Origin of the sequence: Pseudomonas sp. Marseille-Q5115 (genome assembly GCF_916618905.1) — a bacterium.
In the GTDB taxonomy this organism is placed as follows: domain Bacteria; phylum Pseudomonadota; class Gammaproteobacteria; order Pseudomonadales; family Pseudomonadaceae; genus Aquipseudomonas; species Aquipseudomonas japonica_A.
The window spans coordinates 30,875-56,106 of record NZ_CAKAKI010000002.1; the positions used below are offsets into that span (position 1 = coordinate 30,875).

Below are 25,232 nucleotides of genomic sequence, written 5' to 3' on the forward strand. Positions count from 1 at the left end.
CCGAATCACTGAGCACCGTATTCAGTCACTACGTCCTGGTCTCCCGTCTTCGTCAACCCTATAATCTGATAAGCGCTTTTCTGCCCACTGTCGTCCATACCGGGCGATCCCATTGGCATCCCTGGCGCGGCCACGCCAGTTAGGTCTGATCGACGTTCAAGTTCAGCGATTTGCTGAACGGGCACGTGCCCCTCAATGAACTTGCCATTCAATACTCCGGTATGACACGACATCAATTTTTCTGGTACCCCGAGCTTGGCTTTCAGCGGGCCCATGTTCTCTTCCACATGATCATTCACGGTGAAGCCATTGGCCCGAAGGTAAGCAATCCATTTGGAACAACAACCGCAATTGGGGTCCCGGTACACGTCCATCAGTTGCGCCGGAGACGCTTGGGCCAACGAAGCAGCGACCAATAGCATAGCGCCGACAGCCCGCCGTCCAGCACAGGTTAAATTTTTGAATTTCATGGATCAGCCCTCAGGAATCGGTAGGTCAGGCTTTCAATGCCAAAATCCGGCGCGCACCGTTTAGCACAATGAGGCCAACGATCGTCCCTATCAGCAAATCAGGATAAGGGGAGCCAGTCCACGCGACCAATGCCCCGGCTACGATGACGCCAACGTTCGCGAGCACATCGTTGGCCGAAAAAATCCAGCTCGCCTTCATGTGCGCACCGCCTTCACGATGTCCATAGATCAACCACAGACACCCTGCGTTTGCAACCAGAGCAACTAAGCCAACTCCCATCATCAGTAGCGACTCAGGTTCGCTGCCATAGATGAAGCGCCTGGCCACCTCCACCAGTACGCCCAAGGCCAACAGAATTTGAAAGATCCCTGCCAAATGGGCAGCGCGCACTTGCAATTGTGCGCTGCGTCCAACAGCAAATAGCGCCAAGCCATAGACAGCAGCGTCGGCGAACATGTCCAGGGAATCGGCAATGAGCCCTGTCGACTGTGCAAGCAAGCCTGTGCCCATCTCAATGGCGAACATGCCGGCGTTGATACCAAGCAGGATTTTGAGCGTGCTCGCTTCCTTCGCTGCGGCTGTCGCCTCACTGGCGCTGTTGGCCGAGGCCGCTTCCTGCGTGGCGGGTTGAGTCTCTAGCAACTCGGCGCCCAGACCGAGGGATTTTAGCTTGGTGGTGATTGGTTCAACCCCGCCATCATGGAAGGCCGATACCTGCCTGCTGGTCAGATCGAACGACAGCGAACGCAGCTCAGGCAGACCATTCAATGCCAAGCGGATCATTCGTTCTTCCGAAGGACAATCCATCTTGGGTACAGAAAAACGACTGACCCAGGCCCCCTGGGCCGAAGATCCACTCACTGCTTCTGCTGGCGCTGCAGAACTGCAACCACAGGACTTGTCGCACGAGCTCACGATTCGCTTCTCCTACCAAATCACATTTTTTAATTAAAGACCATGTAGTGGGTATAGGGTCAAGCATGCCTTCAATCAGCGAAGGCTCATTGGAAGGCCTATCGCTCGATTGGAATAAAGGGCGCGAAAATGGTACCCGCTTCGACTATTTAGCCCGCTCTGAGCTTATACAGCTGGTCAAAGCGCGTGCTGTGGTTTTGGTTCGTCAGCTGACGACCATGCTCCATTCCGGCGCGACCGGCAGCGCGGCTGAGCCAGCGTACGGAGCCTTAGTGGGGGTTGATACGTCCATAATCTGCGTCTGGCTCTGAGGATCGCTCCACTGGCTGACCGGCTAAGTAGTGGCGTTAGCCACCAGCACCATGTGACGCAGGGGCGGCTGCTTGACCACTCAAAGAAATCAACCATGCCGTTTAGGGACTAGCCTTTACGGGGTGTCGCATCGCGGTTCCACGGTGAAGGTCCGCGAGGCATCAACCGCTCCAATACGCGCCAGGGTACTGCGCCCAATCAGCACCGGGTAATTCATCTTTCCCCGATCTTTCAGCGAGAACTCTTCGTCATACATACGCGATCCGATGCACAATTTCATCATCACAACCGGCCGCCGCTCCGCGCCGCCGGCCCCACGTATTTTCACATTTCGAACGACCTTGCGCTCGAAGGATGAGTTGGTCATCTTTCCAGTCATGCTGTCTTTGACTTCGACGTTAAAACGAACCCATTCCTCGCTGCCCTTTTCGAACCATTCTAGATTTTTCGCATCCATGGACGAGGTCAAAGCCCCGGTATCGAGCTTGATTTTCAGCGAGAGCTTTTCCGGTTGAATCTGCCCTTCCTCTACCCAGCCAAATACCTTGGCAGGTGGTTTCGTCTCGGCAAATCCGGGCGCGATCGCCAAACTGATAGCAACAGCAATCAGCCATTTTGTTGCTCGATCCAGCATAAGGGAGCCTCTTCGTGGAAGGAGGGAGTGTGCGTCGTTCTTTAGGTCCCACGTCAATGACGAGCTAAACATCTTCATCACCGCGGCTATTGGCCCACTCCAAGTCATGCTGCACCTCCAAATGGAAAGCCTCATAAAGTCGCCAAACCTTCTGCGAGGCCTGCTCTAGGAGTTTCTGCGCCTCGGCGCTGATGCCCGACTGCTCGCGCAGCGACCCCAACTCTTGGTAGGCCGCATAAGCCGCATCACGGCTCAGGAGGGCATCCCCTTCGGCGATCTTCCGATTTAAAATCGCGATTAATTGCTCTATCTGAGCCGTGTAATTATCCGTCATACATCACGTATCTCTGGTTGGGTGAGGGTGGAGCAGCCACCAGCAATGCCTCTTTGATCTCGCTTCCAAGCCCAGATCGGCCTGCCTTCATTCCACAATCTTGCGGCATGGCTACCAAATAGGTTTTTAGCGTGCTCGCCTCGCTAAAATACCCATTTTTTCACCGGCACCCCGCCGAGGCTGCTTCCTGTGGAGCTGATGCTTCTCACGCCTGCTCATGATCAGTTTTTCTATCAACTCAATTCTAATCATTGGAAACCCTATAGCCGGTATAGGGTCAAGCGCGGATATACTGCTATTTTTCAAGGAGTCCCCCAGATGCGCATCGGTCAGCTAGCACAACTGACGGGAGCGGATATTCAGACCATTCGTTTCTATGAACGCCAACGTCTGCTTCCGCGGCCAAATCGCCAAGCCAATGGCTACCGCGTCTATGAAACGGACCATGTGGAGAAAGTGATCTTCATCCGCCGTTGTCGGTCATTCGGTATGTCATTGGAGGAAATAGCTGTCTTGCAGAGCTTCCAGGCACAGCCGCAGCAGCCGTGCGCTGCAGTGAACGCGCTGCTCGATAGTCATATAGCCCGGGTCAGAACCCAGATCGCGTCCTTACAGGTCCTGGAAAACCAATTGGTGAGGTTGCGCCGCTGTTGCGACAACGAACGCCAAAGCGTGGACTGCGGAATCCTTTCGGGCTTGGTGGAGGGCGGCACAACCTCCGCTAATGCAGGCAACCCATCGTTTTTACCCAGCATGTAGCTCTTGACCATATAGCGACTATAGGGTGTTTACTGCGCAGCAACTGAGGAGACGCCATCATGGCTAACTGTTGCGATGACACCCCGGAACCACACTCCTGTGACAGCTCGGTGCAGACGAGCCGCCGCGAGAGGACTGGCGCGGCACCGACCGAACCGGTCAGCGAGCTCAGTAGCTTTCGCATTGAACAAATGAACTCTCCCAGTGAGGAAGCGCTGATACGGCGCAAACTTGAAAGGCTACCCGAAGTGCAGGCGCTGCGGTTCAATCTGCTGCAGCGAACACTGACCATCCGCCATGAGCCAGACGCATTGGCGCCCGCATTGAACGTGATTCGTGCGCTCGGCTTCACTCCCCAGCTTGCCGCCAAGACCAAACCCTTTAACGAACCTAATCCCCCTACCCACGCTTACTGGTGGCGGCTAGGGCTGTCCGGGGCTACAGCCGTATCCGCCGATATCTTGTACTTCACCCAGTGGGTACCCGAATGGGTGGTTGCGCTCATTTCCATGGCTTCCGTGTTGCTGTGCGGGTTGACCGTTTACAAGAAAGGCTGGATCGCCCTCACGAACCTAAGCCTTAGCATCAACGCGCTAATGAGTCTTGCCGTGACGGGCGCGCTTCTGATCGGGCAATGGCCTGAAGCTGCTATGGTGATGTTCTTGTTTGCGATCGCAGAGCTGATCGAGGCCAAATACCTCGATCGCGCTCGAAGCGCGATCCGCAGCCTGATGGATCTGGCTCCCGAAAAGGCAACGGTGCAGCAATCTGATGGCTGTTGGAGCGAGCTGGAGGTGGCCGCAGTCGACGTCGGAAGTCTGATCCGGGCTCGACCCGGTGAGCGCATCGGCCTGGATGGCGAAGTGGTCAAAGGCAATTCGACTATCGACCAGGCCCCTATCACCGGCGAAAGCATGCCAGTAGAAAAGGGACCGGGCGATTCGGTATTCGCGGGCACCATTAACCAAGCGGGTGCATTGGAATACCGCGTCACGGCGAAAGCCAGCCATACCGCCCTGGCTCGTATCATCCGCGCAGTCGAAGAGGCCCTGGGCGCCCGTGCGCCGACCCAGCGCTTCGCTGACCAGTTTGCGCGGATTTACACGCCGGCGGTGTTTGTATTTTCGCTGGTTGTGGCGGTCGTACCGCCCTTGCTGATGAGCGGGACGTGGTCTGAATGGATCTATCGTGCCTTGGTACTGCTGGTGGTGGCGTGCCCCTGCGCCCTGGTGATTTCAACCTTCCTCACCATCGCCAGTGGCCTGGCGACTGCCGCCCGCAAAGGCATTTTGATCAAGGACGGCGTGTACTTGGAAAGCGGCCGCAAGATCACGCACCTAGTTTTGGACAAAACCGGTACCCTCACCCAGGGCAAGCCTGTCCAGACCGACTTCCTACCTATTGGCAGAGACCTGCCAGGGGAATACTTATCTGCGGCAGCGAGCTTGGCCAGCCGCTCTGACCACCCGGTGTCGCAAGCCATTGCCATTCAAGCTGCCAAACGCTCAATACCCTTGCTGGCCGTAGAAAGTTTCGAAGCTATGGTTGGACGCGGCGTCCGGGGTGTTATTGAGGGTCATCACTACTACTTGGGCAACCATCGCTTGCTTGAGGAGCTCGGTCTCTGTTCTGGATTCGAAGGGCTACTGGAACGATTCGAGCGTCAGGGCAAAACGGTTTTGATCCTTTCTGATAAAACCCAGGTGTTGGCCCTGTTCGCCGTGGCCGATACCGTAAAGGACAGTAGTCGGGTTGCCATCGCCGACCTTCACGCTTTGGGTGTGAAAACGCTGATGCTGACAGGCGACAACCCGTGTACCGCACAAACGATAGCCGAGCAGATGGGCATAGACGAAGCCAAAGGCAACCTGTTACCGATCGACAAGCTCAGCGCCATCGTAGCCCTGATCGACAACAAAGCTATCGTGGGCATGGTAGGGGATGGCATCAATGATGCCCCTGCGCTGGCACGTGCCGATGTCAGTTTTGCCATGGGCGCGGCAGGTACCGATACCGCGACCAAGGCTGTAGGTGTGTCGATCATGGGCGGGGACCTGCGCAAGATTTCGGACTTCATCCGTCTCTCTAAGCAGACCGGAGCGGTGCTTATGCAGAACATTGGATTAGCGCTGGGGATCAAGGCGATTTTCTTAGTAGCCACGCTGACCGGCCACGCCACGATGTGGATAGCGGTATTCGCCGACATAGGGGTACGCCTGCTGGTGGTGCGAAATGGTCTGCGCGTGCTGCGCAAGTGAGGACGAGATAAACAGTGAACTACGTACCGCCATTGACATGGCCTTCCAGCAAGCCTAGCAGGTACGCACAGCTCCTGGCTGATGCTCCTGGGCGACTGGTAACTCCCCGACTACTGAAAATGCGCAGGTCAAACCACGTAAATAATATTCGAGCTCGCTGTTCACCAAACCTTGGTGTCGATCAGCAACATGGACAGGCAGGTCCGTGCATTCCAGTCGATACGCATTCAAAGGTTCTACAACAGCTCAAGGTAAGCACGGATGAAGGGACATCAGGAAGCAGCACAGTACATCGCACCCTGGTTTTATTGGGGGCTGGCGGTTGCAGTTGCCACAATTGATCAAGGTTTTAAATTCCTCGTTGAGCGTCTCTTTACGCTGGGCTCAACGCTTCCTATGAATGTATTTTTTAATCTCGTACACGCCCGGAATACTGGCGCAGCCTTCAGCTTCCTGGCTGAAGCAGGCGGTTGGCAGCGCTACTTATTCATAGCCATCGCTTTGGCCGTTTCCGTGATGCTCGCCCTGATGCTTCGTCGTGCACGCCCCACCAGTGAAGCCTTGGGTTATAGCCTCGTCCTGGGCGGTGCCATTGGTAATCTCGTTGATCGGTCATTTCGCGGCTATGTTGTCGACTACCTGGATTTCTACTACCAGACATGGCATTGGCCGGCATTCAACCTAGCAGATATTGCCATCGTCGGTGGTGTAGTGCTGTTGTTGGCGAGCAGCTTTTCGCAACAGACTCCACAAGCAGGCCGAACGCGATGAAAGCTGCTGCCTTGCTGGCCCGCTCACGCCTGAACTTTCCCTGGTAGGGCTATCTTTACAAGTCCCGCTGGGTAAGCAAGATCACGGTTACGAGGCTAAAGCATAGCTGTCGTGTCATCGACGCAAGAGCCGCAGACCATTGAACACGACGAGCAGGCTCGCTCCCATGTCGGCGAAGACTGCCATCCATAAGGTGGCGATGCCCGACAGCGCCAGTGCTAGAAAGACGACTTTGATCCCCAGTGCCAGCGTGATGTTTTGCTTCAAAATGGAAGCGGAGCGACGACTAAGCCGAATGAAATCGGCGATCTTGCGTGGGTCGTCATCCATGATTGCGACATCCGCGGTTTCAAGGGCAGTGGCTGTCCCAGCGGCTCCCATGGCGAAACCGATATCGGACTGCGCCAAAGCAGGGGCGTCGTTCACACCGTCACCCACCATTCCAATGTGACCATACCGACGTTTGAGCGCAGCGACTGCGGCCTGCTTGTCCTCAGGCATAAGGTTTCCGCGAGCATCGGTAACGCCTAGCTGATCAGCGATCGATTTCGCCGTCGCGGGGTTGTCACCTGTCAGCATCACTGGGACAACGTTCAACGCCTTCAGCGCAGCAACAGCTTCGAAGCTTTCGGGTCGAACGGTATCCGCGACCCCGAATATTGCAGCAGGCCCTTGTGCACCACACAGCACGATGACCGTTTTGCCCGCATTTTCGAGCCGTGAAAGCCTGGCCTCGAGCGCCGGGGAGCACACTCCCAGCTCTTCAACCAACCGGTGATTGCCCAGGTGCCACAGTTGGCCATCAATGGAGCCTTTCACCCCTCGCCCATTCAGCACACTGAAGTCGCTGACAAGCAGGGTCGAAACGCCGGGTTGCTGGGATTTCCATCCATTGACCAGTGCTTTTGCTACGGGGTGAGTACTCTGTTCGTCCAGACTGGCCGCAATCAACGTGGCCTTTTCGATCGGCAGGTCACTGAAGGTTTCCGCGTCCGTTAAAACAGGCTTGCCCTGGGTCAACGTGCCGGTCTTGTCCAAGGCAACCACCTTCAGCAGCCGACCGCTTTCGAGATACACCCCCCCCTTGATCAGGATGCCGGACCGTGCGGCTGCGGCAAGGCCACTCACCACCGTGATAGGCGTGGAGACGACCAAGGCACAAGGGCAAGCAATGACCAGCAGGACAAGGGCCTCATACAACCATCCACCCCAGGTGCCCCCCAGCAGCAACGGCCCTAAAACAGCGACCAAGAACGCCACCAGCACGACCGCCGGTGTGTAATACCGCGCGAACTGATCCACAAATCTCTGCGTAGGTGCCCGCTGGGACTGTGCGTCCTGGATCGCGGCAGCGATCCGGGCAAGGGTGCTTTGGCCTGCTACTGCGGTGACCGTAGCCTCAACGATGCCGTCGGTCACGATACTGCCCGCATAAAGCGGATCGCCAATCACCTTGTCCACGGGCAGGCTTTCACCGGTAATAGGGGCTTGGTCGAGGGCTGCACGACCAGCCTCCACGGTCGCATCCAATGGCACACGTGATCCGGTTCGAACGCGGATGCGGCTGCCGAGCGCGACAGTTCCGACAAGCTGCTCTTTCCAGCCACCTTCGCCCATGACCTCCGCAGTCTCCGGGGCCAACGCAGTCAATGACTTGATCGCGTTACGCGCACGCTCAAGCGACAGTGCCTCGATGGCTTCGGCAATGGCGAAAAGGAAAACCACCATCGCGGCTTCCGGCCATTTACCAATCACGACGGAGCCCAGGACAGCCAAAGACATCAAGAAGTAGATGTTCAGGGTGAAATTCTTCACCGCGATCCATCCCTTCTTGAGGGTAGGCACACCGGCGGCAAGAATGGACACAGCAGCCAAACCCATCACGAGCCATGAGCCTTCCTGCCCCGTTGTCCAGGCGATGGTTTCAGCGGCCACAGCCGCGACGCCACTGACGACCAACAGCCCTTTCAATTTCTTCGTCAGCGCCGGCGGGGCAGCCGTTGACGGTGCTCCAGCCTCGATAAGGGTAGGGCCCATGTCCAGCGCAACCAAAGCGCTGACAATCGCTTGCGGATCATCCAGCCGATGATGCACGGTCAACTCGCGATTCAGTAGATTGAAATCGAGCCGGGCAATGCCGGGCATCGGCTCCAGCCGATTACGAATCAGCCGCTCTTCTGTTGGGCAATCCATCTTGTCGATGCGGTACCGGACCTGAGTAGTCCCTTCAGGGCCTGGAGTCACGGAACGTGGGACGATCGCTTCCGCTGCTTGCGCTCCCTGGGAACAGCAGGGATCCACCTCGGCGGTCCCATGTGCATGTGCGTGGTCATGGCCGTCTGTGCACTGACCGTGGCCGTGACCTGAATCGTCGGTACACGCCCGCTCTAACGTGCTGCCCTCAGCCGGGCAGCACGTATCGGTAGGAGCTGCACCGACAGGGTCATGGAGATGCACGAAGGAGCCTTTAGCCGGAAGCTTCGTCAGGGGATCGCGTTTGGGATTCGCACCACAACATTTGTCCTGCTCAGGAACGGGACACAGCGTCGACGTAGGCTTATTTTCTTGGCTCATAAGGCGCCTGCTAGCAAGGAGATGAGACCATTCAACAGCCTGTAGTAGCTACAGGGTCAAGCAGCAAAAGAAATCTTTTGCCCCAGTAATGCGATCCCCCAGCCATTTGCGTATTTGACCTCTTGCCAGTTGAGCATGCCGGTGCGCACGGCGATGCGCATCTTCTTGCACATCGAGCCCTGGGCGCGCAGCTTCTCGGCTGCGCGTGCGGTGTAGCTGGCCACCGCTTCCTTGATCGGGGCCAGCTCGGTCAGCCGCTTGCCGAACATGCGGCTGCAACAGATCTCCAGTCGCGCTTGAACGGGTCCCTGCGGGCGACGGCGCCACCATGCCCTGGAGCATGAGGCGGACATTGCCAAGGTCCAGGCCTAGCTGGGGCACGCGACCATCAGTACCACACGGATCTATGATCGGCGGCAGAACCGGCCGGAGGATTCACCGACGTACAAGGTGAAATATTGAAGGCGCCCAAGCCCCGTTTGGCATAATGCTGGCTCTTCGATCAACCTGGCGGCAGAGAGACCGGCTTGCCTAAATTCCATGTAGATTCAATCCAGATCTGGGCGCCGTTTGAATACGATGGCAAGCCATACGATTTGAGCCATCTAGACTGCCATGAAGTCGTGTTCAAGACTCGCCAGGGTGAAATCCGCTTTGTGGTGACCTACGGTCTGCACTGCTTCACCAAGGACGGCACCGAGCACAATATTTCCTTCAGTTACGCAGACGGTCGTCATAGCCAGGCGGTGTGCCTGGAGCGGTACGCTGCCTCAAAACACTTGCGCCGTATCATCGAACAGCTCGACCAGGGCGCGCTGCTCTACCACCAGGAAGGCGAACGGTTTTTCACGCTGCATGTGCAAAACAACCTGAATGGGGTCATCGAACCCTACAAGGTCTGCCTGGCCGTATTCCGGGAATACCGCTTGCTACGCATACACGTTACCAGCGCTTATTTTGCACGCACAGGCGAAGGCGCTCCCGGGGTGCCGGTCAACAAAAAAGGCTTCAGTATTTTCAAGGTTGCCCTGGACACGCAGAAAAAGCCCAAAGGGCAGTATCCGAAGGAAGTGAGGAACCGGCACACGCCGTGAGAGAAAGGCGACCCCCTCTCAAGGAGGGGGGTCTCAGCCGCCGCGTTGCGCGCATTGCGACGGGGCAGGACGTTGTTACCTCGCCATGGGCGAACTGAGTAAGCTCAGCAACGGGGCGCAATCCGAAGATCCCTGTAACCACCCTGGTGCGCCACGTGTGCGCCTAATGATTATGTCATAACTGACAGCCCCGTCAACTGCCACTCGAGACACTCCTAGCGTCCGAGAGGGGTGTCTCGCCATGCGACCACACGCTAGCCAAGCGGCAGCTGACACAGCTGTAACCTCAGGCTCAGGTAACTGAAAGCCACCCCTCGCTATGTTAGGCACTCCGCGGCGTGTGCCGCCTTCGTAGCAAAGGAACCCCCCAATGAATCTGCCTAAAGCCGTCTTGCTTACCCTCGCTTTCGGCCTGTCCTCCATGGCCTTCGCTGAAGACGGGGCAGACCGTGTCTTCACACGCGTGGTTGATGCACAGCATACCGTCGCGGCGAAAAAATCGGCCCAGCAAGTGGCCAGTACTGCAACTCAGAAAGAGGAAAACGCTAAGGCGTGCTGCTAACGCAACGGCTCCTGGAGCTTACACAAATGTAATCGAATTGGTGGCGGCGCTGTGACATTGTCCGACGCAATCTCCGATGACCAGCACCCCGTGCCGTTGCCGTATCTGCCTACCTGGACCCTCTCGTATGGACTCAAGAACATCTCGACGTACCTTCGTCAAAGGACTCGCCGCCGCCTCCTCTGTCCAGCGTCCCGACCTTGGAGCGGGCTTCACCGCGCGACGGGCTCTGGGAGTGGGAAAACCAAGGCCGCATGTTCAGGGCGATGCAAGCAGCGGTAGCGCTGCCAGGCAATCAGCCACCGCTGACGGCCTGGCTGGTCCTGGACGTGACCACTCACATGCACTTTTTGGCCGTGCTTCAACGGTGGTTCTGGAGTGTCCTGCTCGCCAGCACGGTGCTGAGCGCTGCCCTTGGCTGGCTGGTGGCGAAAAACGGGCTTCGCCCTCTCGCCAGGGTCACGGGCGGATTGAGCTGCAGGTGGAGAATCCGGGACCTGAAATCGGGCCGCAGCATCTACAGCGGATCTTTGACCGCTTCTACCGGGTAGATCCGGCACGGCGAGAGGGCACCGGGAATGCGGGCCTGGGGTTAGCCATTGCATCGGTCATTGATGCAGGCACATGGGGGCAACATCGCCTGTACGTCGGCAGGTGGAAGAACGGCCTTCATCCTGACGTTCCTTCGTCCTCACCACCCGTAACGCTGGCGCGTTCTGTCGGCTCAGCGGTCCTTGCGTGGTTATGCTCCCGGCTTCCTTGCCGGGAGGCTAGGGCTCAAGCCGCCATGGCCTCACAGGCCTGGGCGCAGGCGTGGCAGGCCTTGGCGCAATTCTGGCAGTGGTCATCGTCGTGCTTACCACACTCATCGCCACAAGCTTTGCAGGCCTTTGCGCAAAGGGCACAGAATTCCTTCGCTAGGGGGCTCTGGCGCGCCATCAGCATTGCCGCGAGCTTGCACATGTCGGCGCAATCCCTGTCCAGCTTTATGCAGTTAGCCATCATTTGAGTATCCTGCTCTTGCAAGCAGGCTGAAGCGCAGCTTTCACAGGCCAGAGCGCAGCGCAGGCATTCCTCAATGCAATCATCATAACCACTGTTCATGAGTTATCTCCGAGGTTGGCGGTCGATTCTCGCGTTTCCATCTACTGCCTTTTTTCCAAGGCACATAGGGTCCGACTCACTCCGGTGGTAATGGGTTTCTAAAGTTTAATTACGTTTCTGTAAGGTTGAGCTCAGGGTTCGCGTCGCTCCATGTGGAGGGGGGGTACACCAGCGGCTCAGATTGATGTTTTTTTTACATTTACGCCGCTATAGTGGCGCCCCTTGTTGGGGAGTAGCCTGCTCTAGGTCCTTGATCTAGAGCGTTCGTGTCAACATTCTCGGCAGCATGCCGTGGCACGAACACCTTCTGGTTGGCGAGACCAACGATGCATCCATGCCTGAAGTCGGGCGTGTGGTTGTGTCGTTGACTCAAAGCCCGACTGGACGTTAACCGTGAGCCCCATTTCCCTTCTGCTCCTTGCCTTGGCGATGTCTACGGACGCTTTTGCAGCGGCCATTGGCAAGGGCGCAAGCCTCCATAAACCACGTTTTACCGAAGCGCTGCGCACTGGTCTTATTTTTGGCGTGATTGAATCGATCACCCCCTGGTAGGTTGGGTGATCGGGCAGGCCGCCGCCAAATACGTGGAAAACTGGGACCACTGGATCGCCTTCGCCCTGCTGTTGGCGCTGGGCGTACACATGATCTACAACGGCCTCAAGCACGAGGAGGCCGAGCAGGAGAAACCCAACCAGCACTCGTTTTTCATCCTGGCGACGACGGCCGTTGCCACCAGTATTGACGCTTTAGCCGTAGGGGTTGGCTTAGCCTTCGTCAATGTAAACGTTCTGGTCGCCGCCTCGGCTATCGGCGTGGCCACGACGGTAATGGTCACGATCGGCATGATGCTGGGCCGCGTACTGGGAACTGTCGTGGGCAAACGCGCTGAGATCATCGGCGGCGTTGTGCTGATGGCCGTTGGGTCGACAATCCTCTACGAACATTTATCGGCAGTGTGATCACATTGCGAAGATCAGTACTTCCCCGTTGGCTGAATCAGACAAATCCCATTGTCAGCGCCGTTTTCGTTCCCTACAGTGCTGTCGTATGAAACGTTACCTGCGGTTCTGCCTCCTGTTCCTAATCAGCATTGCGCTTCCCCTCACTGGGATGGCGGGTGTCCAGGCGCTCACGGAGCCCTGCCCGATGAAGACGATGGGTATGGCGATGGTGGACGACATGGGCATGGACTGCTGTAGCGAAATGAAAAGCCCTGCCGACCATGGTAAGCCGTGCAAACCTGGTCAAGAGTGCAAGACGAGCGGGATGCTGGAAACCTCGGTCTTCAAGCCACCTGTAACGCCAGTCAGCTCTGTATCGGTTGCTCTAGCCAGCGATCCCTCACCCATCCAGGCCCCTTCCGGGGTATGGCGCCCCCCGCGCATTTAATTCCTGTTCGACGTTGAGCCCCACTTTGCTTAGGTGAAGTGGACTGCCTGCACGCGTCTCTTTTCTGCGCGCAGTGGAATCACAGGAATTGTAAACATGAACGTCAAGAGCTATTGCACCGGCTGGCCAGTTGTGGCTGGCCTGGTGGCAAGCGTAATGGCATCGTCGGGCTTGGCTGCCACCCTGACGCTTGATGAAGCGTTGCGACTGGCGGAGATCCACGCGCCCTCGCTTGCCGCACAAGATGCCAACATTCAGGCCGCCAGCAGCGCGGCCGTGCCCGCCGGTGAACTACCGGACCCCACACTGGTGGCGGGCCTGCAGAACTACCCCATTGGCGGCCCGGATCGCTGGAATATCAATAATGATTTCATGACCATGCAGATGGTCGGGATCAGACAGGAGATGCCCAACAGTAACAAGCGCAGGGCCCGTATCGAGGTCGCTAATGCAGCCGTTGAACGCGCTGCTGCGGGGCGCCAGGTTGAGCGCTTGAATGTACGCCAAGCCACGGCAATGGCATGGATCAGTAGCTATTCGGTCGAGCGCAAGAACGCGCTGTTTCAGGACTTCTACAAGGAAAACCAGCTGCTCGCCGAAACCGTCAGGGCGCAGATTGCCGGTGGCCGCGCGCAACCTGCCGATGCAGTAACCCCCAAACAGGAAGCTGCGCGACTCGCGGAGCAACAGGACGACCTTGACCTTCAGAGAACACGGGCGCGTGCGGCGCTCAAGCGCTGGATCGGGGCGGCAGGCCATGACGAACCGGTGGGTGGGCTGCCGGACTGGCCTGCAGGCGCGTCTGGTTATTCCCACAAGCTGCAACACCATCCCGAACTGGCAGCGTTTGCGCCGATGACCCGCGAAGCCCAGGCAAAGGTGCAAGAAGCCATTGCGGAAAAACGCCCGGACTGGAGCTGGGAGCTGGACTATCAGCACCGAAATCGTGAGTTTGGCGACATGGTCAGCGTGCAGTTCTCATGGGATCTGCCGTTGTTTCCGGGCTCCCGGCAGAACCCCAAAATCGCCGCCAGACAGGCCGAACTCAGCCAACTTGAGGCGCAGCGCGACGCCCTGTCCCGGGAGCACGCCGAACAATTGGAAGGCGATTTGGCGGACTACACCCGACTTACCCGTGCCGTGCAACGAAACCGGGCAACCATGGTCCCCCTGGCCGAGCAGAAAGTTGAGCTCAGCCTGGCCAGTTATCGGGCAGGCAAAGCCGATTTGAATAGCGTCATCGCGGCCCGTCGTGAACTCATCGAAGCACGCCTCACGCAGATTGACGTGGAGGAACAGCGGGCCCTGACCAGGGCCCGCCTGTACTTTGCCTATGAAGAGCCAAGCCAATGAACAAGCCATGGAACGTAGTTGTCCTGGTCGGGCTGGCCATGGGACTGGGGGCGGCAGGCGGGTATTGGTTCGCTGGCCAGCGGGGCACCGATCCGTCATTGGCCATCGTTGCGTCTGCACCTGAGGGCTCGAAGGAGCGGAAGGCGCTGTATTGGTATGACCCTATGTATCCCCAGCAGAAATTCGACAAACCGGGGAAGTCCCCCTTCATGGATATGCAGCTGGTTCCTCAATATGCGAGCGGCGCCGAGGATGCGGCTGCCCTCAGCATCGATCCTGGCGTGACGCAGAACCTCGGCCTTAGGCTTGGCGTCGTCACCCGGGGCGTTCTGGACTCCACGCTCGATGTCACCGGTGTGGTGACATTCAACGAGCGTGACGTCGCCGTCGTTCAGGCGCGCGCCAATGGGTTTGTCGAACGGGTTTATGCTCGTGCCCCCGGTGATGTGCTGCCCGTCAATGCGCCGTTGGCCGACATGCTGGTACCCGACTGGGCCGCTGCACAAACGGAGTTTCTTGCCCTCAAGGCCCAAGGTGATGCTGATTTGCTGGCTGCGGCGCGGCAGCGCCTTCGTCTGACCGGCATGCCAGCGACGTTGATCGCCCAAGTAGAGCGCAGTGGCCAGGTCCAGCCTTACCAGACGCTCACCAGCCCGATCGGTGGCGTTCTTCAAGAATTGAATCTACGCGCGGGCATGACCTTGGCCACCGGTCAGACACTGGCCCGCATCAATGGGCTGAGCCGTGTCTGGCTGGTGGTGGCTGTTCCGGAGTCCGAAGCCGGATCAATCATGCCCGGGCAGACCGTTGAGGCCCGCCTCCCGGCCTTTCCGGGGAAGACGCTAACGGGCAAGGTCAGCACGATTCTACCGGAAACCAATCCTGATAGCCGCACGCTTCGCGTACGGGTTGAACTCCCCAACCCTGACGGGCAGCTCAGGCCCGGCCTGACGGCACAGGTGCGCCTGCACCATCCCGGCGAGCCCAGCGTCTTGTGGGTGCCCAGCGAGGCGGTTATCCGCACCGGACGCCGGGCGCTGGTCATGCTCGCGCAGGGCTCAGGCAAATACCGTCCGGTCGAGGTGCAGCTGGGGCAGGAAAGTGATGGCAAGACTGCAATTGTCCAGGGCCTGGAGGAAGGTCAGAAGGTCGTTGCCTCCGGCCAGTTTCTGCTGGACTCGGAGGCCAGCCTCAAAGGCATCGTCGCACCGGCCCAGGATGCCCCACCCCTCGGTACGTCCAAGCCTTTACATGAAGCAGACGGGCAAATTGTCGATATCAGCGACAACGCGGTCACGCTCGCCCATGGCCCTTTCAACACGCTGGGCATGCCTGGCATGACGATGACCTTTCCTATCGCCAACCCAGGCGTGGTGAACAACCTGAAAGCAGGAGACCAGGTGCGAATAGCGGTCAGCCAGACCGACGACGGGCTGGTGGTCGAGCGACTGGAAAAAAGGGGAAACCAGCCATGATTGCCGCCCTTATCCGATGGTCGGTTACCAACCGCTTCCTGGTACTGCTGGGGACGCTGTTCGTGACAGCCTGGGGTATCTGGTCATTGCAGAACACCCCCATCGATGCGCTGCCTGACCTCTCCGACGTCCAAGTGATCATCCGCACCCCCTATGCGGGGCAGGCGCCGCAGATAGTCGAAAATCAGGTGACCTATCCACTGTCCACTACCATGCTTTCAGTCCCTGGTGCAAAAACGGTCCGTGGCTATTCCTTCTTCGGCGACAGCTTCGTCTACGTGTTGTTCGAGGAGGGTACCGACCCGTACTGGGCGCGTTCGCGGGTGCTGGAGTACTTGAGTCAGGTGCAGAGCCGCTTGCCGGCGAACGCGAAACCCGCGCTGGGGCCGGATGCGACAGGTGTCGGCTGGATTTACCAATATGCGTTGGTGGATCGCAAGGGGGGGCATGATCTGGCGCAGTTGCGGGCCTTGCAGGACTGGTTCCTCAGGTTCGAGCTCAAGACCCTGCCCAACGTCGCCGAGGTCGCGACCGTCGGCGGCATGGTCAGGCAGTACCAAGTGCTGCTCGATCCCATCCGCCTTGCCAGCTTGGGGATCACCCAGGCGGACGTCAGCGCCGCCATCAGTAGGGCCAATCAGGAGACCGGTGGCGCCGTGTTAGAAATGGCAGAAACCGAGTTCATGGTAAGAGCCTCCGGTTACCTGAAGACGCTCAACGATTTCCGGGCGATCCCTTTGAAACTGGGGGTTGGCGGTGTACCAATCACGCTCGGCGATGTCGCCACGATCCAGTTGGGGCCTGAACTGCGTCGTGGCATTACCGAACTCGATGGGGAGGGCGAAACCGTAGGCGGCATAGTGGTGCTGCGTAGCGGGAAGAATGCCCGCGAAACCATCGCCGCGGTCCAGGCGAAGCTGGAGGAACTCAAGCGCAGCCTGCCGGCAGGAGTCGAAATCGTCACCACCTATGATCGCAGCAAGCTGATTGACCGTGCGGTAGAAAACCTCAGTCACAAGCTGATCGAGGAGTTCATTGTCGTTGCGCTGGTGTGCGCGGTTTTCCTGTGGCATCTGCGCTCTTCGCTGGTGGCCATCATCTCGCTGCCCGTGGGCGTGCTGATTGCCTTTATCGTCATGCGTCACCAGGGCATCAATGCCAACCTCATGTCCCTGGGGGGCATCGCCATTGCCATTGGCGCGATGGTCGACGCCGCCGTGGTCATGATCGAGAACGCCCATAAGAAAGTGGAAGCGTGGCATCTTGCCCACCCTGGTGAGGTATTGAAGGGGGAGCGTCATTGGCAAGTGATGACCCACGCTGCGACAGAAGTCGGCCCGGCACTGTTTTTTTGCCTGCTGATCATCACCCTGTCGTTTATCCCGGTGTTCACCCTGGAGGCCCAGGAAGGCCGGCTGTTCGGCCCTCTGGCCTTCACCAAGACCTATGCCATGGCGGCTGCGGCGGGATTGTCGATCACTCTGGTGCCAGTGCTGATGGGCTACTGGATTCGCGGCCGGCTGCCCAGTGAGCAGCACAACCCGCTCAACCGCTTGCTTGTCCGGGCTTATCGGCCTGCGTTGAATCTGGTCCTGCGGTGGCCCAAGACTACCTTGCTAATCTCCGCGCTCGTGTTTTTCAGCGTGCTGTGGCCGCTCTCCCGGTTGGGTGGCGAGTTTCTTCCACCGCTGGACGAAGGCGATCTGCTCTATATGCCGTCAGCGCTTCCTGGCCTGTCCGTCCAGAAAGCGGCGCAGCTGCTGCAACAGACCGACCGCTTGATCAAAACCATTCCGGAGGTCGAACACGTCTCTGGCAAGGCCGGTCGAGCCGAAACCGCCACGGACCCAGCGCCGTTGGAAATGTTTGAAACCACCATTCAGTTCAAACCCCGGGAGCAATGGCGTCCAGGAATGACGCAGGCGAAGCTGGTGGAGGAACTGGATCGGGTGGTTAGGGTTCCGGGGTTGACCAACATCTGGATACCGCCCATTCGCAACCGGATCGACATGCTGGCCACCGGGATCAAGAGCCCGATCGGAATCAAGGTAACGGGCCCCAACCTGACCGAAATCGATGCAGCGACACAGGCCGTGGAACGGGTAGCCAAAACGGTGCCAGGCGTCAGCTCAGCCCTAGCAGAACGGCTGACTGGCGGGCGGTATATCGACGTTAAGATCGACCGAAACGCCGCTGCGCGTTACGGGCTGAATATCGCCGATGTGCAATCCATCGTGGCCGGCGCCATTGGTGGTGAAAACGTCGGAGAAACGGTAGAGGGCCTTGCCCGCTTTCCGATCAACGTGCGTTATCCCCGCGAGTGGCGTGATTCGGTAGGCGCGCTTGAGCAACTGCCGATTTATACCCCTCAACGCAGCCAGATCACCCTAGGAACGGTGGCCAAGATCAAGCTCACCGACGGCCCTCCGATGCTCAAAAGCGAGAACGCGCGGCCTTCGGGCTGGGTGTACATCGATGTGCGTGGCCGGGACCTGGCGTCGGTGGTAGGCGAGCTGCGCCAGGCCATCGGTCCGCAAGTCACGTTGCAGCCGGGGATGAGCCTCAGCTACTCGGGGCAGTTCGAATTCCTGGAGCGGGCCAACGCCCGACTGAAGCTGGTGGTACCGGCCACGTTGCTGATCATCTTTGTGCTGCTGTACCTGACGTTTTCCCGTGTCGATGAGGCGTTGTTGATCATGGCCACACTGCCGTTCGCGCTCACCGGTGGGGCTTGGTTCCTCTACCTGCTCGGCTTCAATCTGTCGGTTGCCACGGGGGTCGGCTTCATCGCACTGGCCGGGGTGTCCGCCGAGTTCGGCGTGATCATGCTGCTTTACCTGAAAAATGCCTGGGCAGAGCAACAAAGCGCGGGCGATCGTTCAGAGCAAGGGCTGATTGAAGCGATTCGCCAAGGCGCCGTGCAGCGCGTCCGGCCCAAGGCAATGACCGTGGCGGTCATCCTGGCGGGCCTGTTACCGATTCTAATGGGCAGTGGCACAGGCGGCGAGGTCATGAGCCGTATTGCTGCTCCCATGGTCGGCGGCATGGTCACGGCGCCCTTGCTCTCGCTGTTTGTGCTGCCAGCGGCGTATCGCCTGATGCGCTTTCGGCATCCGACCGCCATATCCCCCAACCCTCAGGAGACAACCCTATGAAACTGACTCACTCCGCACTCGCTGTCACCGTTTTCGCACTTTCCTTTTCGGTGTGGGCTGACGACATGCCGGGCATGAAAATGGACGGCACGGGTGGCTCATCTGCAAGCTCGGCACAAGTCGCCAGTGCCGAGGGCACGATCAAGGCTATCAACCACGAGAAGCACTCCGTGACCATCGCGCATGGCGCTGTCCCAGCCGTGCAATGGCCGCCCATGACAATGGCGTTTTCTGTCACAGAGAATCAGATAAACGGGCTACAGGTGGGAGACAAGGTGTCCTTCTCTTTTTCGCAACCGGCAGGCAAAGCCACGATTGTCTCGATAAAAAAGTAAAGGCGCGCCGCTACGATTGCCGCCATGTTTAATGGTGGCAATTTGTAGCCATCCCAATCAAGGATTTAGGCGAGAGGCGCTCTAGCTTGTGAGACACCCTATTGCGCCTTATAGCTGGCCACGATTTCCTCATCACCTTGGCGCGTCACGCCGATGATCTGATAGGCATCGCGCACCCCACCCCGCTCCATTCCCGGCGAACCGGCAGGCATACCGGGGGCTGCTACACCGCGCAGGTCGTCTCGTTGCTCCAGCAACGCAATCTGCTCGACGGGTACATGCCCCTCAATGAACTTGCCGCTCATGATCCCGGTGTGGCACGACACCAGCCGATCAGGGACGCCCTGAGCCTGTTTGAACGCGTGCATGTCGTTCTCAAGGTGATCCTTGACCTGATTCCATTACGGTAGCTGCCCCAAAGAGCAGCTACCCCCGCTGGAACGAAAATCGCCTTTTAGGGCGGTTTTTTTGTTTCTGTCAGATCGCTAAAACACTCGCTATCTCATATATTTGAAAATTCGTATATTTGGATTCTCATATGTAAAGGAGCCTGTCATGTCTGCCCTAACCGCCATGACCCCGACGGCGTTATTCAAATGCCTTGCCGACGATACCCGGACCAAAATCACCTTGCTGATCGTGAGCCAGGGCGAGCTGTGTGTCTGTGAGCTCACCGCCGCGCTGGACCTGAACCAGCCGAAGATTTCCCGTCACCTGGCCCTGCTGCGTTCGGCCGGCTTGCTGATGGACCGCCGCCAGGGCCAGTGGGTGTACTACCGCCTGCACCCTGAGTTGCCCGCGTGGGTTACCGCCGTGCTCAAGGACGTGGTGGACGCCAATCAGCAATGGCTGGAAACCGAGGCCAAACGCCTGTGCGGCATGAACGGCCGTCCCGTCAATCAGGCCGTGTGCAGTTGAATCACGTCCCAACCGAGTGACCGAAATGCTGACTGCCGTACTCATTTTCATTGCCACCATCGTGCTCGTCATCTGGCAACCCCGGGGGCTGGGTGTGGGCTGGAGCGCAACCTTTGGCGCCGTGCTGGCCTTGTTGACCGGTGTGGTCAGCGTGGGCGACATTCCCCAGGTGTGGCACATCGTCTGGAATGCCACCGCGACCTTTATCGCGGTCATCATCATCAGCCTGCTGCTGGATGAGGCCGGCTTTTTCGAATGGGCCGCATTGCATGTCGCACGCTGGGGAGGCGGCAGTACACGCAAGCTGTTTGCCTTCATCATTCTGCTGGGCGCCGCGGTATCGGCCCTGTTTGCCAATGACGGCGCCGCGTTGATCCTCACCCCGATCGTCATCGCCATGCTCTTGGCGTTGCGCTTTTCCCCGGCCGCTACCCTGGCCTTTGTCATGGCGGCGGGTTTTATCGCGGACACGGCGAGCTTGCCGTTGGTGGTGTCGAACCTGGTCAACATCGTGTCGGCGGACTACTTCAATATCGGCTTCAGTGAATACGCGTCCGTCATGGTCCCCGTGAACCTGGTCAGCGTGGCAGCGACCTTGCTGATGCTGCTGTGGTTCTTTCGCAAGGAGTTGCCCAACACCTACGACCTGGCGCAGCTGCATCACCCTGATGAGGCGATCCGCGACCGACCAACGTTTATTGCCGGCTGGTGGGTATTGGCGGTGCTGTTGATCGGCTTCTTCGTGATCGAGCCGCTGGGCGTGCCGATCAGTGCCATCGCAGCGGTGTGCGCCTTCGTGTTGTATGTGATCGCGGCCCGAGGTCACGCGATCAACACCGGCAAGGTGCTCAAGGGCGCACCCTGGCAGGTGGTGATTTTCTCCCTGGGCATGTACCTGGTGATCTACGGCTTGAAAAACGCCGGCCTGACCGACTACATCGCGCACCTGCTCAACGTCTTTGCCGGCTACGGCCTCTGGGGCGCATCGCTGGGCACCGGGCTGCTGACCGCCTTCCTGTCCTCGATCATGAACAACATGCCCACGGTGCTGGTCGGCGCCTTGTCCATCCATGCCGCCGAGGTCGATGGCGTGGTCCAGCAGGCCATGGTGTACGCCAACATCATCGGCTGCGACCTGGGCCCGAAGATCACCCCGATTGGCAGCCTGGCCACGCTGTTGTGGCTGCATGTGCTGGCCAAGCGGGGCATCACCATCAGCTGGGGTTACTACTTCAAGACCGGGATCGTGCTGACCCTGCCTATCCTCGTCGCCACCCTCTGTGCTTTGGCCCTGCGCCTGAGTTTCTGAACCAAGGAATCCTCTGATGAAAGTCCTGTTCATGTGCACCCACAACAGCTGCCGCAGCATCCTCTCCGAAGCGGTGTTCAACCACCTGGCCTCGGACGGCTTCGAAGCGGTCAGCTCGGGCAGTTTTCCCAGCGGTCGGGTCAACCCGCGCGCGCTGCACACGCTGGAAGCTGCCGGCATTCCTACGGCCGGCTTGAGCAGCAAGGCGTTGGACGCCTTTGAAAGCGCGCCGCCGGACATCGTGATCACCGTCTGTGACCGGGCCGCCGGCGAAGCCTGCCCCGTCTTCTTCGGCCCCGCCTTGAAAGCGCATTGGGGCCTGGCTGATCCCTCGGAAGCCACCGGCTCGGAGGCTGAGATCGAAGCGGCATTCGCCACCACCCTGGCCAAGATCCAGGAACGCGTGCGCGCCTTCCTGGCGCTGCCCTTCGCAACGCTGAGCGAGGAGCAGTTGAAAGCCGAGCTGGGCCGTATCGGAACGCTTTGAAGATCAACCAGGGCTGTGCCCGCAGGACGCAGCCTTAGGAGAGTGCTATGCAAGACACCTTACCCAACGTGCAGGCAGACCTGCTTGACCTCCCTACGCTGGAGCAGCTGACACCGGCCACCCCGTCGCGGCACAAGCCCCGGATTCTGCTCCTGTACGGCTCGACGCGGGAACGCTCGTTCAGCCGCCTGGTGACTCAGGAGGCGGCACGCCTGCTGGAAGAGTTTGGCGCCGAAACCCGTATCTTCGATCCCTCCGGCCTGCCGCTGCCGGACGATGCCCCCGACTCCCACCCGAAGGTGCAGGAGCTGCGAGAGCTGATGCAGTGGTCAGAAGGGCAGGTATGGTGTTCGCCTGAACGGCACGGCGCGATGAGCGCGGTGTTCAAGGCGCAGATCGACTGGGTGCCGCTGGCCATCGGCGCGGTGCGGCCGACCCAGGGAAAAACCCTGGCCGTGATGCAGGTGTGCGGGGGCTCGCAGTCCTTCAACGTGGTCAACCAGCTGCGCGTGTTGGGCCGCTGGATGCGCATGTTCACCATCCCCAACCAGTCTTCGGTGGCCAAAGCCTTCACGGAGTTCGATGAGGCCGGCCGGATGAAACCCTCCTCCTATTACGACCGCCTGGTGGACGTGATGGAGGAGCTGATGAAGTTCACGCTGCTGCTGCGCGATCGCCAGGATTACCTGGTTGATCGCTACTCCGAACGCAAGGAGTCCGCTGAAGCGCTTTCCAAACGCGTCAATCAGCGTTCCATCTAACGCGTCCCTACCGCGAGATTCATCAGTTGGTAGATGAGGTGACCAAGCCCCATCTACCAGCACGCGGTGCCAGGTCGGCTTACCTGGATGCGCGCTCCAGATCAGGGAACAGCACAGACTCCACGGTGGGGTTAACAGGCAGCCCGAGCCGCCAGTAGCCAACGTCGTGCCATTTACCGAGCTTGAGGCCCCTCAGGTTAGGTACCGATGTGCATTAACCTGGCGCTTCGTGCAGGCCAACGCTGCCCTCGTTGGGCTGGGCGAACCCGGTGCTGGCTGGCGTAGGCGTATCCCTTAACGGCTCCATCTTCCTCATCCACATAATAGGGGTAGGGCTGAAGCGTTGACATCAGTTCATCAACGCCCTTGCCGAGCAACGCCCAGCGCCGCGATTCGCCCGGTCAGGGCGCATTCATATAATTCATACAGCCGCTCGATTCGAGCCACGGGCATCACCTGCAACAGCTCCAGGGCTTCGGTAAAGCCTACGGCCCGTTGCTCGGCCAGTACGGCGTTGGTCACGGTGTCGGCGCTCTGGATGCCCTCAAGCAGCGATTGGCACTTGTCTTCCAGGTAGTGGGGCAACTTCAGCCCTGCGACGGTTGGCCAGGGACCGCTCATGCCTGACCCAAGGGCAGGTGGCCTGCGGCCGGGCAGTCGTCCAGCAAACCGCCACCTTCCAACAGCCGGCCGGTGTTTTCCTTGTCGGTACCGCAAAACATGGTGCGCTCCTTCGGATGGCAAGATCATTCTTATGGGGTCGGAAAATGTACATAGCAAGGAAAAACATTGATACGCGTGGGGCTGAAGGTTTCTTGGAAGCGCCTCGTTTGCATTTGTTAGTGTGTCCTCACCCGTCCACTACTGATCTATTTGCGTCATATGGCTCGGCTCATCAGCGCTCGGCCTGCCCCAGTCCGGCGCTATGGGCACCGTGGCTGAGCGCAGTGTACCGAGGCCCCTACAAGGGTTGAGCGCGTCCAGGGCCTGTATCACTGCTCGCACTGTCGGACTGGATCTGGGCAAACGGGTCGTTGGTGTACGCTTCCGGTGACATCGGTCGAGCAACAGCACCCCCGGCCTTGATGATGATACTGGCAAAGATTGATGAAGCCTCGGAAACAAATCGTCATAACTCTTTGCTTCAGAATCATGCCGTTTGGGCTTTGATGACTCACAAGATCTCATTTAATGCCGATAAGTGAGCAAAGGGCCATCAATCTTGGGACATGGACCTATCACTTCCTTAGGTAGCAGGTTCATGGGCGCAATTGCTGGCGGCAGCCGCCACCATACAAAGGTCACCCGAAGGTTCGCATGGGCATTTGCCGTGATCATTGCCACGCTTTTTATGCTCGCGGTGGTGGCGTTGCTGTCCATTGCCCGGGAGCAAAACCTGCTTGAAGCTAGGCACAGCGTTGTCGATGTCGAGCGGGGCCTGAGGGCCGAACGCCACTTGATCGAGATGACCTTGCGCGACTACTCGTTCTGGAACGAAGCCTACCAGCACGTCGGGGGCGGGCAGGTAGACCAAGACTGGGCCTTCACCCGGGACAACATGGGACCGGGGCTCTATGCCAATTACTCATTGGAAGCCGTGTTTATTGTGGGGCCTGCCCAGGACACTCGCTATGCAGTCATCAAGGGCCAACTCAGTGACATCTCCGCCTCCCGATACATCACAGGGGACGTCGCACGGCTCGCTCAGCTCGCTCATGAAAGGGCTGCGGACGATGAAACGGTCTATGGCTATTACCTGGCCATTCAGCCAAGGCAGCCCTGTTCGCGGCTGAAATGAAGGTTTCGATGGTCGAGTCCCGTTACCAGAACGACAAGGCAGCACTTCCCGCTGTGCAGTTGCAAGGCTGGCTAGCCCTTACAACGCTGTGGCTGACCGTTTGCCTCTTGCTCGGCCTAGCGGGCTGGTTCTCCGCTTAAGGAGGCTGAACCCGGTCGTCGCGTTGGCTACTAGCTTTCTGACATCGTTGTATGATCGGCCTTATCGAAACCATTTAAAACCGACATGCCACTTCCCTGCACGACCAGTTCGCGCATTCTCGTTGCGGCCGCTCGCGGCTTGACCATTCGGCTGGATGAGGAAAACCGGCCCTGGGTCGAACAGCTGTCGTCGTCCGGCCATATCAAGCTGATTGGCACGCTGGACGATGAAGCCATCACCATCAGGGCAACACTTACCAGCCTCGGGCAGGAACTGCTGGATTGGTTGGAGCAGTAGATAAGCCGGCGCGGCCCCTGCCGAGC

The 25,232-nt window shown here is 58.9% G+C and carries 24 protein-coding genes, 5 pseudogenes and 1 riboswitch; of the genes and pseudogenes, 20 read left to right on the forward strand and 9 right to left on the reverse strand.

Going from position 1 to position 25,232, the window contains the following annotated elements; genetic code table 11:
* Positions 1-5: 5 nt before the first annotated feature.
* The 4 genes from LG385_RS23950 to LG385_RS23965 form a co-directional block, all read right to left on the reverse strand.
* A complete protein-coding gene (locus LG385_RS23950; protein ID WP_413247393.1) occupies positions 6-470 on the reverse strand; it encodes a DUF411 domain-containing protein in 465 nt (154 codons plus the stop codon).
* A gap of 25 nt (positions 471-495) precedes the next feature.
* Positions 496-1,389 carry a cation transporter gene (locus tag LG385_RS23955; protein ID WP_225776399.1) on the reverse strand — a complete coding sequence of 298 codons (894 nt, stop codon included), beginning with the start codon at positions 1,387-1,389 and terminating at the stop codon, positions 496-498.
* Positions 1,390-1,813: 424 nt separating this feature from the next.
* Positions 1,814-2,332, reverse strand: coding sequence for an ATP-dependent zinc protease (locus LG385_RS23960; protein WP_225776321.1), 519 nt, complete (start codon positions 2,330-2,332; stop codon positions 1,814-1,816).
* A 64-nt stretch (positions 2,333-2,396) separates the two neighbouring features.
* Positions 2,397-2,666: a hypothetical protein gene (locus tag LG385_RS23965; RefSeq protein ID WP_225776322.1), complete on the reverse strand. Its 270-nt coding sequence runs from the start codon at positions 2,664-2,666 to the stop codon at positions 2,397-2,399.
* A gap of 318 nt (positions 2,667-2,984) precedes the next feature.
* Between LG385_RS23965 and cadR the strand changes: the two genes are divergently transcribed.
* From cadR to lspA, 3 genes are all read left to right on the forward strand, one after another.
* Positions 2,985-3,425 carry a Cd(II)/Pb(II)-responsive transcriptional regulator gene (gene cadR, locus LG385_RS23970; protein ID WP_225776323.1) on the forward strand — a complete coding sequence of 147 codons (441 nt, stop codon included), beginning with the start codon at positions 2,985-2,987 and terminating at the stop codon, positions 3,423-3,425.
* 59 nt (positions 3,426-3,484) lie between these two features.
* Complete coding sequence (locus LG385_RS23975) at positions 3,485-5,683, forward strand: heavy metal translocating P-type ATPase (RefSeq protein ID WP_413247394.1); 2,199 nt, start codon at positions 3,485-3,487, stop codon at positions 5,681-5,683.
* A 261-nt stretch (positions 5,684-5,944) separates the two neighbouring features.
* Positions 5,945-6,454, forward strand: a complete 510-nt coding sequence (lspA, locus tag LG385_RS23980; protein WP_225776324.1) for a signal peptidase II — start codon at positions 5,945-5,947, stop codon at positions 6,452-6,454.
* Between the two features lie 114 nt (positions 6,455-6,568).
* Here the strand turns inward: lspA and LG385_RS23985 are convergent, their stop codons facing one another.
* Together LG385_RS23985 and LG385_RS23990 are read right to left on the reverse strand one after the other, a co-directional pair.
* On the reverse strand, positions 6,569-8,647 hold the full coding sequence (locus LG385_RS23985) for a heavy metal translocating P-type ATPase (RefSeq protein ID WP_225776325.1): 2,079 nt from the start codon (positions 8,645-8,647) through the stop codon (positions 6,569-6,571).
* 482 nt (positions 8,648-9,129) lie between these two features.
* Positions 9,130-9,318 (reverse strand): annotated as a pseudogene (locus tag LG385_RS23990) (hypothetical protein); the annotation flags it as partial.
* A gap of 37 nt (positions 9,319-9,355) precedes the next feature.
* Between LG385_RS23990 and LG385_RS23995 the strand changes: the two are divergent.
* The 4 genes and pseudogenes from LG385_RS23995 to LG385_RS24010 form a co-directional block, all read left to right on the forward strand.
* Positions 9,356-9,490, forward strand: a pseudogene (locus LG385_RS23995) (integrase); the annotation flags it as partial.
* A gap of 134 nt (positions 9,491-9,624) precedes the next feature.
* Positions 9,625-10,122, forward strand: coding sequence for a hypothetical protein (locus tag LG385_RS24000; RefSeq protein ID WP_225776326.1), 498 nt, complete (start codon positions 9,625-9,627; stop codon positions 10,120-10,122).
* A gap of 370 nt (positions 10,123-10,492) precedes the next feature.
* Complete coding sequence (locus LG385_RS24005; RefSeq protein ID WP_225776327.1) at positions 10,493-10,684, forward strand: co-regulatory protein PtrA N-terminal domain-containing protein; 192 nt, start codon at positions 10,493-10,495, stop codon at positions 10,682-10,684.
* Between the two features lie 475 nt (positions 10,685-11,159).
* Positions 11,160-11,388 (forward strand): annotated as a pseudogene (locus tag LG385_RS24010) (ATP-binding protein); the annotation flags it as partial.
* 73 nt (positions 11,389-11,461) lie between these two features.
* Here the strand turns inward: LG385_RS24010 and LG385_RS24015 are convergent.
* Positions 11,462-11,788: a four-helix bundle copper-binding protein gene (locus tag LG385_RS24015; RefSeq protein ID WP_225776328.1), complete on the reverse strand. Its 327-nt coding sequence runs from the start codon at positions 11,786-11,788 to the stop codon at positions 11,462-11,464.
* Positions 11,789-12,006: 218 nt separating this feature from the next.
* Positions 12,007-12,176, forward strand: a riboswitch (yybP-ykoY riboswitch).
* Between the two features lie 5 nt (positions 12,177-12,181).
* Between LG385_RS24015 and mntP the strand changes: the two are divergent.
* From mntP to LG385_RS24045, 6 genes and pseudogenes are all read left to right on the forward strand, one after another.
* Positions 12,182-12,747, forward strand: a pseudogene (mntP, locus tag LG385_RS24020) (manganese efflux pump MntP).
* A gap of 88 nt (positions 12,748-12,835) precedes the next feature.
* Positions 12,836-13,177 (forward strand): hypothetical protein, encoded by a 342-nt coding sequence (locus LG385_RS24025; RefSeq protein WP_225776329.1) that lies wholly within the window; start codon positions 12,836-12,838, stop codon positions 13,175-13,177.
* Positions 13,178-13,273: 96 nt separating this feature from the next.
* On the forward strand, positions 13,274-14,530 hold the full coding sequence (locus LG385_RS24030) for a TolC family protein (protein ID WP_225776330.1): 1,257 nt from the start codon (positions 13,274-13,276) through the stop codon (positions 14,528-14,530).
* Positions 14,527-16,005, forward strand: a complete 1,479-nt coding sequence (locus LG385_RS24035) for an efflux RND transporter periplasmic adaptor subunit (RefSeq protein WP_225776331.1) — start codon at positions 14,527-14,529, stop codon at positions 16,003-16,005. Before LG385_RS24030 ends, LG385_RS24035 begins: the two co-directional genes overlap by 4 nt.
* Positions 16,002-19,160 carry an efflux RND transporter permease subunit gene (locus LG385_RS24040; RefSeq protein WP_225776332.1) on the forward strand — a complete coding sequence of 1,053 codons (3,159 nt, stop codon included), beginning with the start codon at positions 16,002-16,004 and terminating at the stop codon, positions 19,158-19,160. Before LG385_RS24035 ends, LG385_RS24040 begins: the two co-directional genes overlap by 4 nt.
* The gene (locus tag LG385_RS24045) at positions 19,157-19,495 is read left to right on the forward strand and encodes a copper-binding protein (RefSeq protein WP_225776333.1); all 339 of its coding nucleotides are present in this window, start codon (positions 19,157-19,159) and stop codon (positions 19,493-19,495) included. Before LG385_RS24040 ends, LG385_RS24045 begins: the two co-directional genes overlap by 4 nt.
* Before the next feature lie 98 nt (positions 19,496-19,593).
* On the opposite strand, the pseudogene LG385_RS24050 reads toward LG385_RS24045, so the two are convergent.
* Positions 19,594-19,890, reverse strand: a pseudogene (locus LG385_RS24050) (DUF411 domain-containing protein); the annotation flags it as partial.
* A 178-nt stretch (positions 19,891-20,068) separates the two neighbouring features.
* Here LG385_RS24050 and LG385_RS24055 point away from each other — a divergent pair.
* Genes LG385_RS24055 through arsH form a run of 4 tightly spaced genes read left to right on the forward strand, consistent with a single transcriptional unit; the run spans position 20,069 to position 22,970 of the window.
* Positions 20,069-20,413 carry a metalloregulator ArsR/SmtB family transcription factor gene (locus LG385_RS24055; RefSeq protein WP_225776401.1) on the forward strand — a complete coding sequence of 115 codons (345 nt, stop codon included), beginning with the start codon at positions 20,069-20,071 and terminating at the stop codon, positions 20,411-20,413.
* 25 nt (positions 20,414-20,438) lie between these two features.
* Positions 20,439-21,722 (forward strand): arsenic transporter, encoded by a 1,284-nt coding sequence (locus LG385_RS24060; RefSeq protein WP_225776334.1) that lies wholly within the window; start codon positions 20,439-20,441, stop codon positions 21,720-21,722.
* 16 nt (positions 21,723-21,738) lie between these two features.
* Positions 21,739-22,209 (forward strand): arsenate reductase ArsC, encoded by a 471-nt coding sequence (locus LG385_RS24065; protein WP_225776335.1) that lies wholly within the window; start codon positions 21,739-21,741, stop codon positions 22,207-22,209.
* A 47-nt stretch (positions 22,210-22,256) separates the two neighbouring features.
* Positions 22,257-22,970, forward strand: a complete 714-nt coding sequence (arsH, locus tag LG385_RS24070) for an arsenical resistance protein ArsH (RefSeq protein ID WP_225776336.1) — start codon at positions 22,257-22,259, stop codon at positions 22,968-22,970.
* Positions 22,971-23,327: 357 nt separating this feature from the next.
* Here arsH and LG385_RS24080 read toward each other — a convergent pair whose 3' ends face one another.
* The gene (locus LG385_RS24080; protein WP_225776337.1) at positions 23,328-23,591 is read right to left on the reverse strand and encodes a hypothetical protein; all 264 of its coding nucleotides are present in this window, start codon (positions 23,589-23,591) and stop codon (positions 23,328-23,330) included.
* 640 nt (positions 23,592-24,231) lie between these two features.
* On the opposite strand from LG385_RS24080, the gene LG385_RS24085 reads away from it, so the two are divergent.
* The 3 genes from LG385_RS24085 (at position 24,232) to LG385_RS24090 (ending at position 25,206) form a co-directional block, all read left to right on the forward strand.
* Complete coding sequence (locus LG385_RS24085) at positions 24,232-24,768, forward strand: CHASE4 domain-containing protein (protein WP_225776338.1); 537 nt, start codon at positions 24,232-24,234, stop codon at positions 24,766-24,768.
* Between the two features lie 8 nt (positions 24,769-24,776).
* A complete protein-coding gene (locus tag LG385_RS25485) occupies positions 24,777-24,908 on the forward strand; it encodes a hypothetical protein (protein ID WP_263974750.1) in 132 nt (43 codons plus the stop codon).
* Between the two features lie 85 nt (positions 24,909-24,993).
* On the forward strand, positions 24,994-25,206 hold the full coding sequence (locus LG385_RS24090) for a hypothetical protein (RefSeq protein ID WP_225776339.1): 213 nt from the start codon (positions 24,994-24,996) through the stop codon (positions 25,204-25,206).
* The last annotated feature ends 26 nt before the right edge of the window (positions 25,207-25,232 follow it).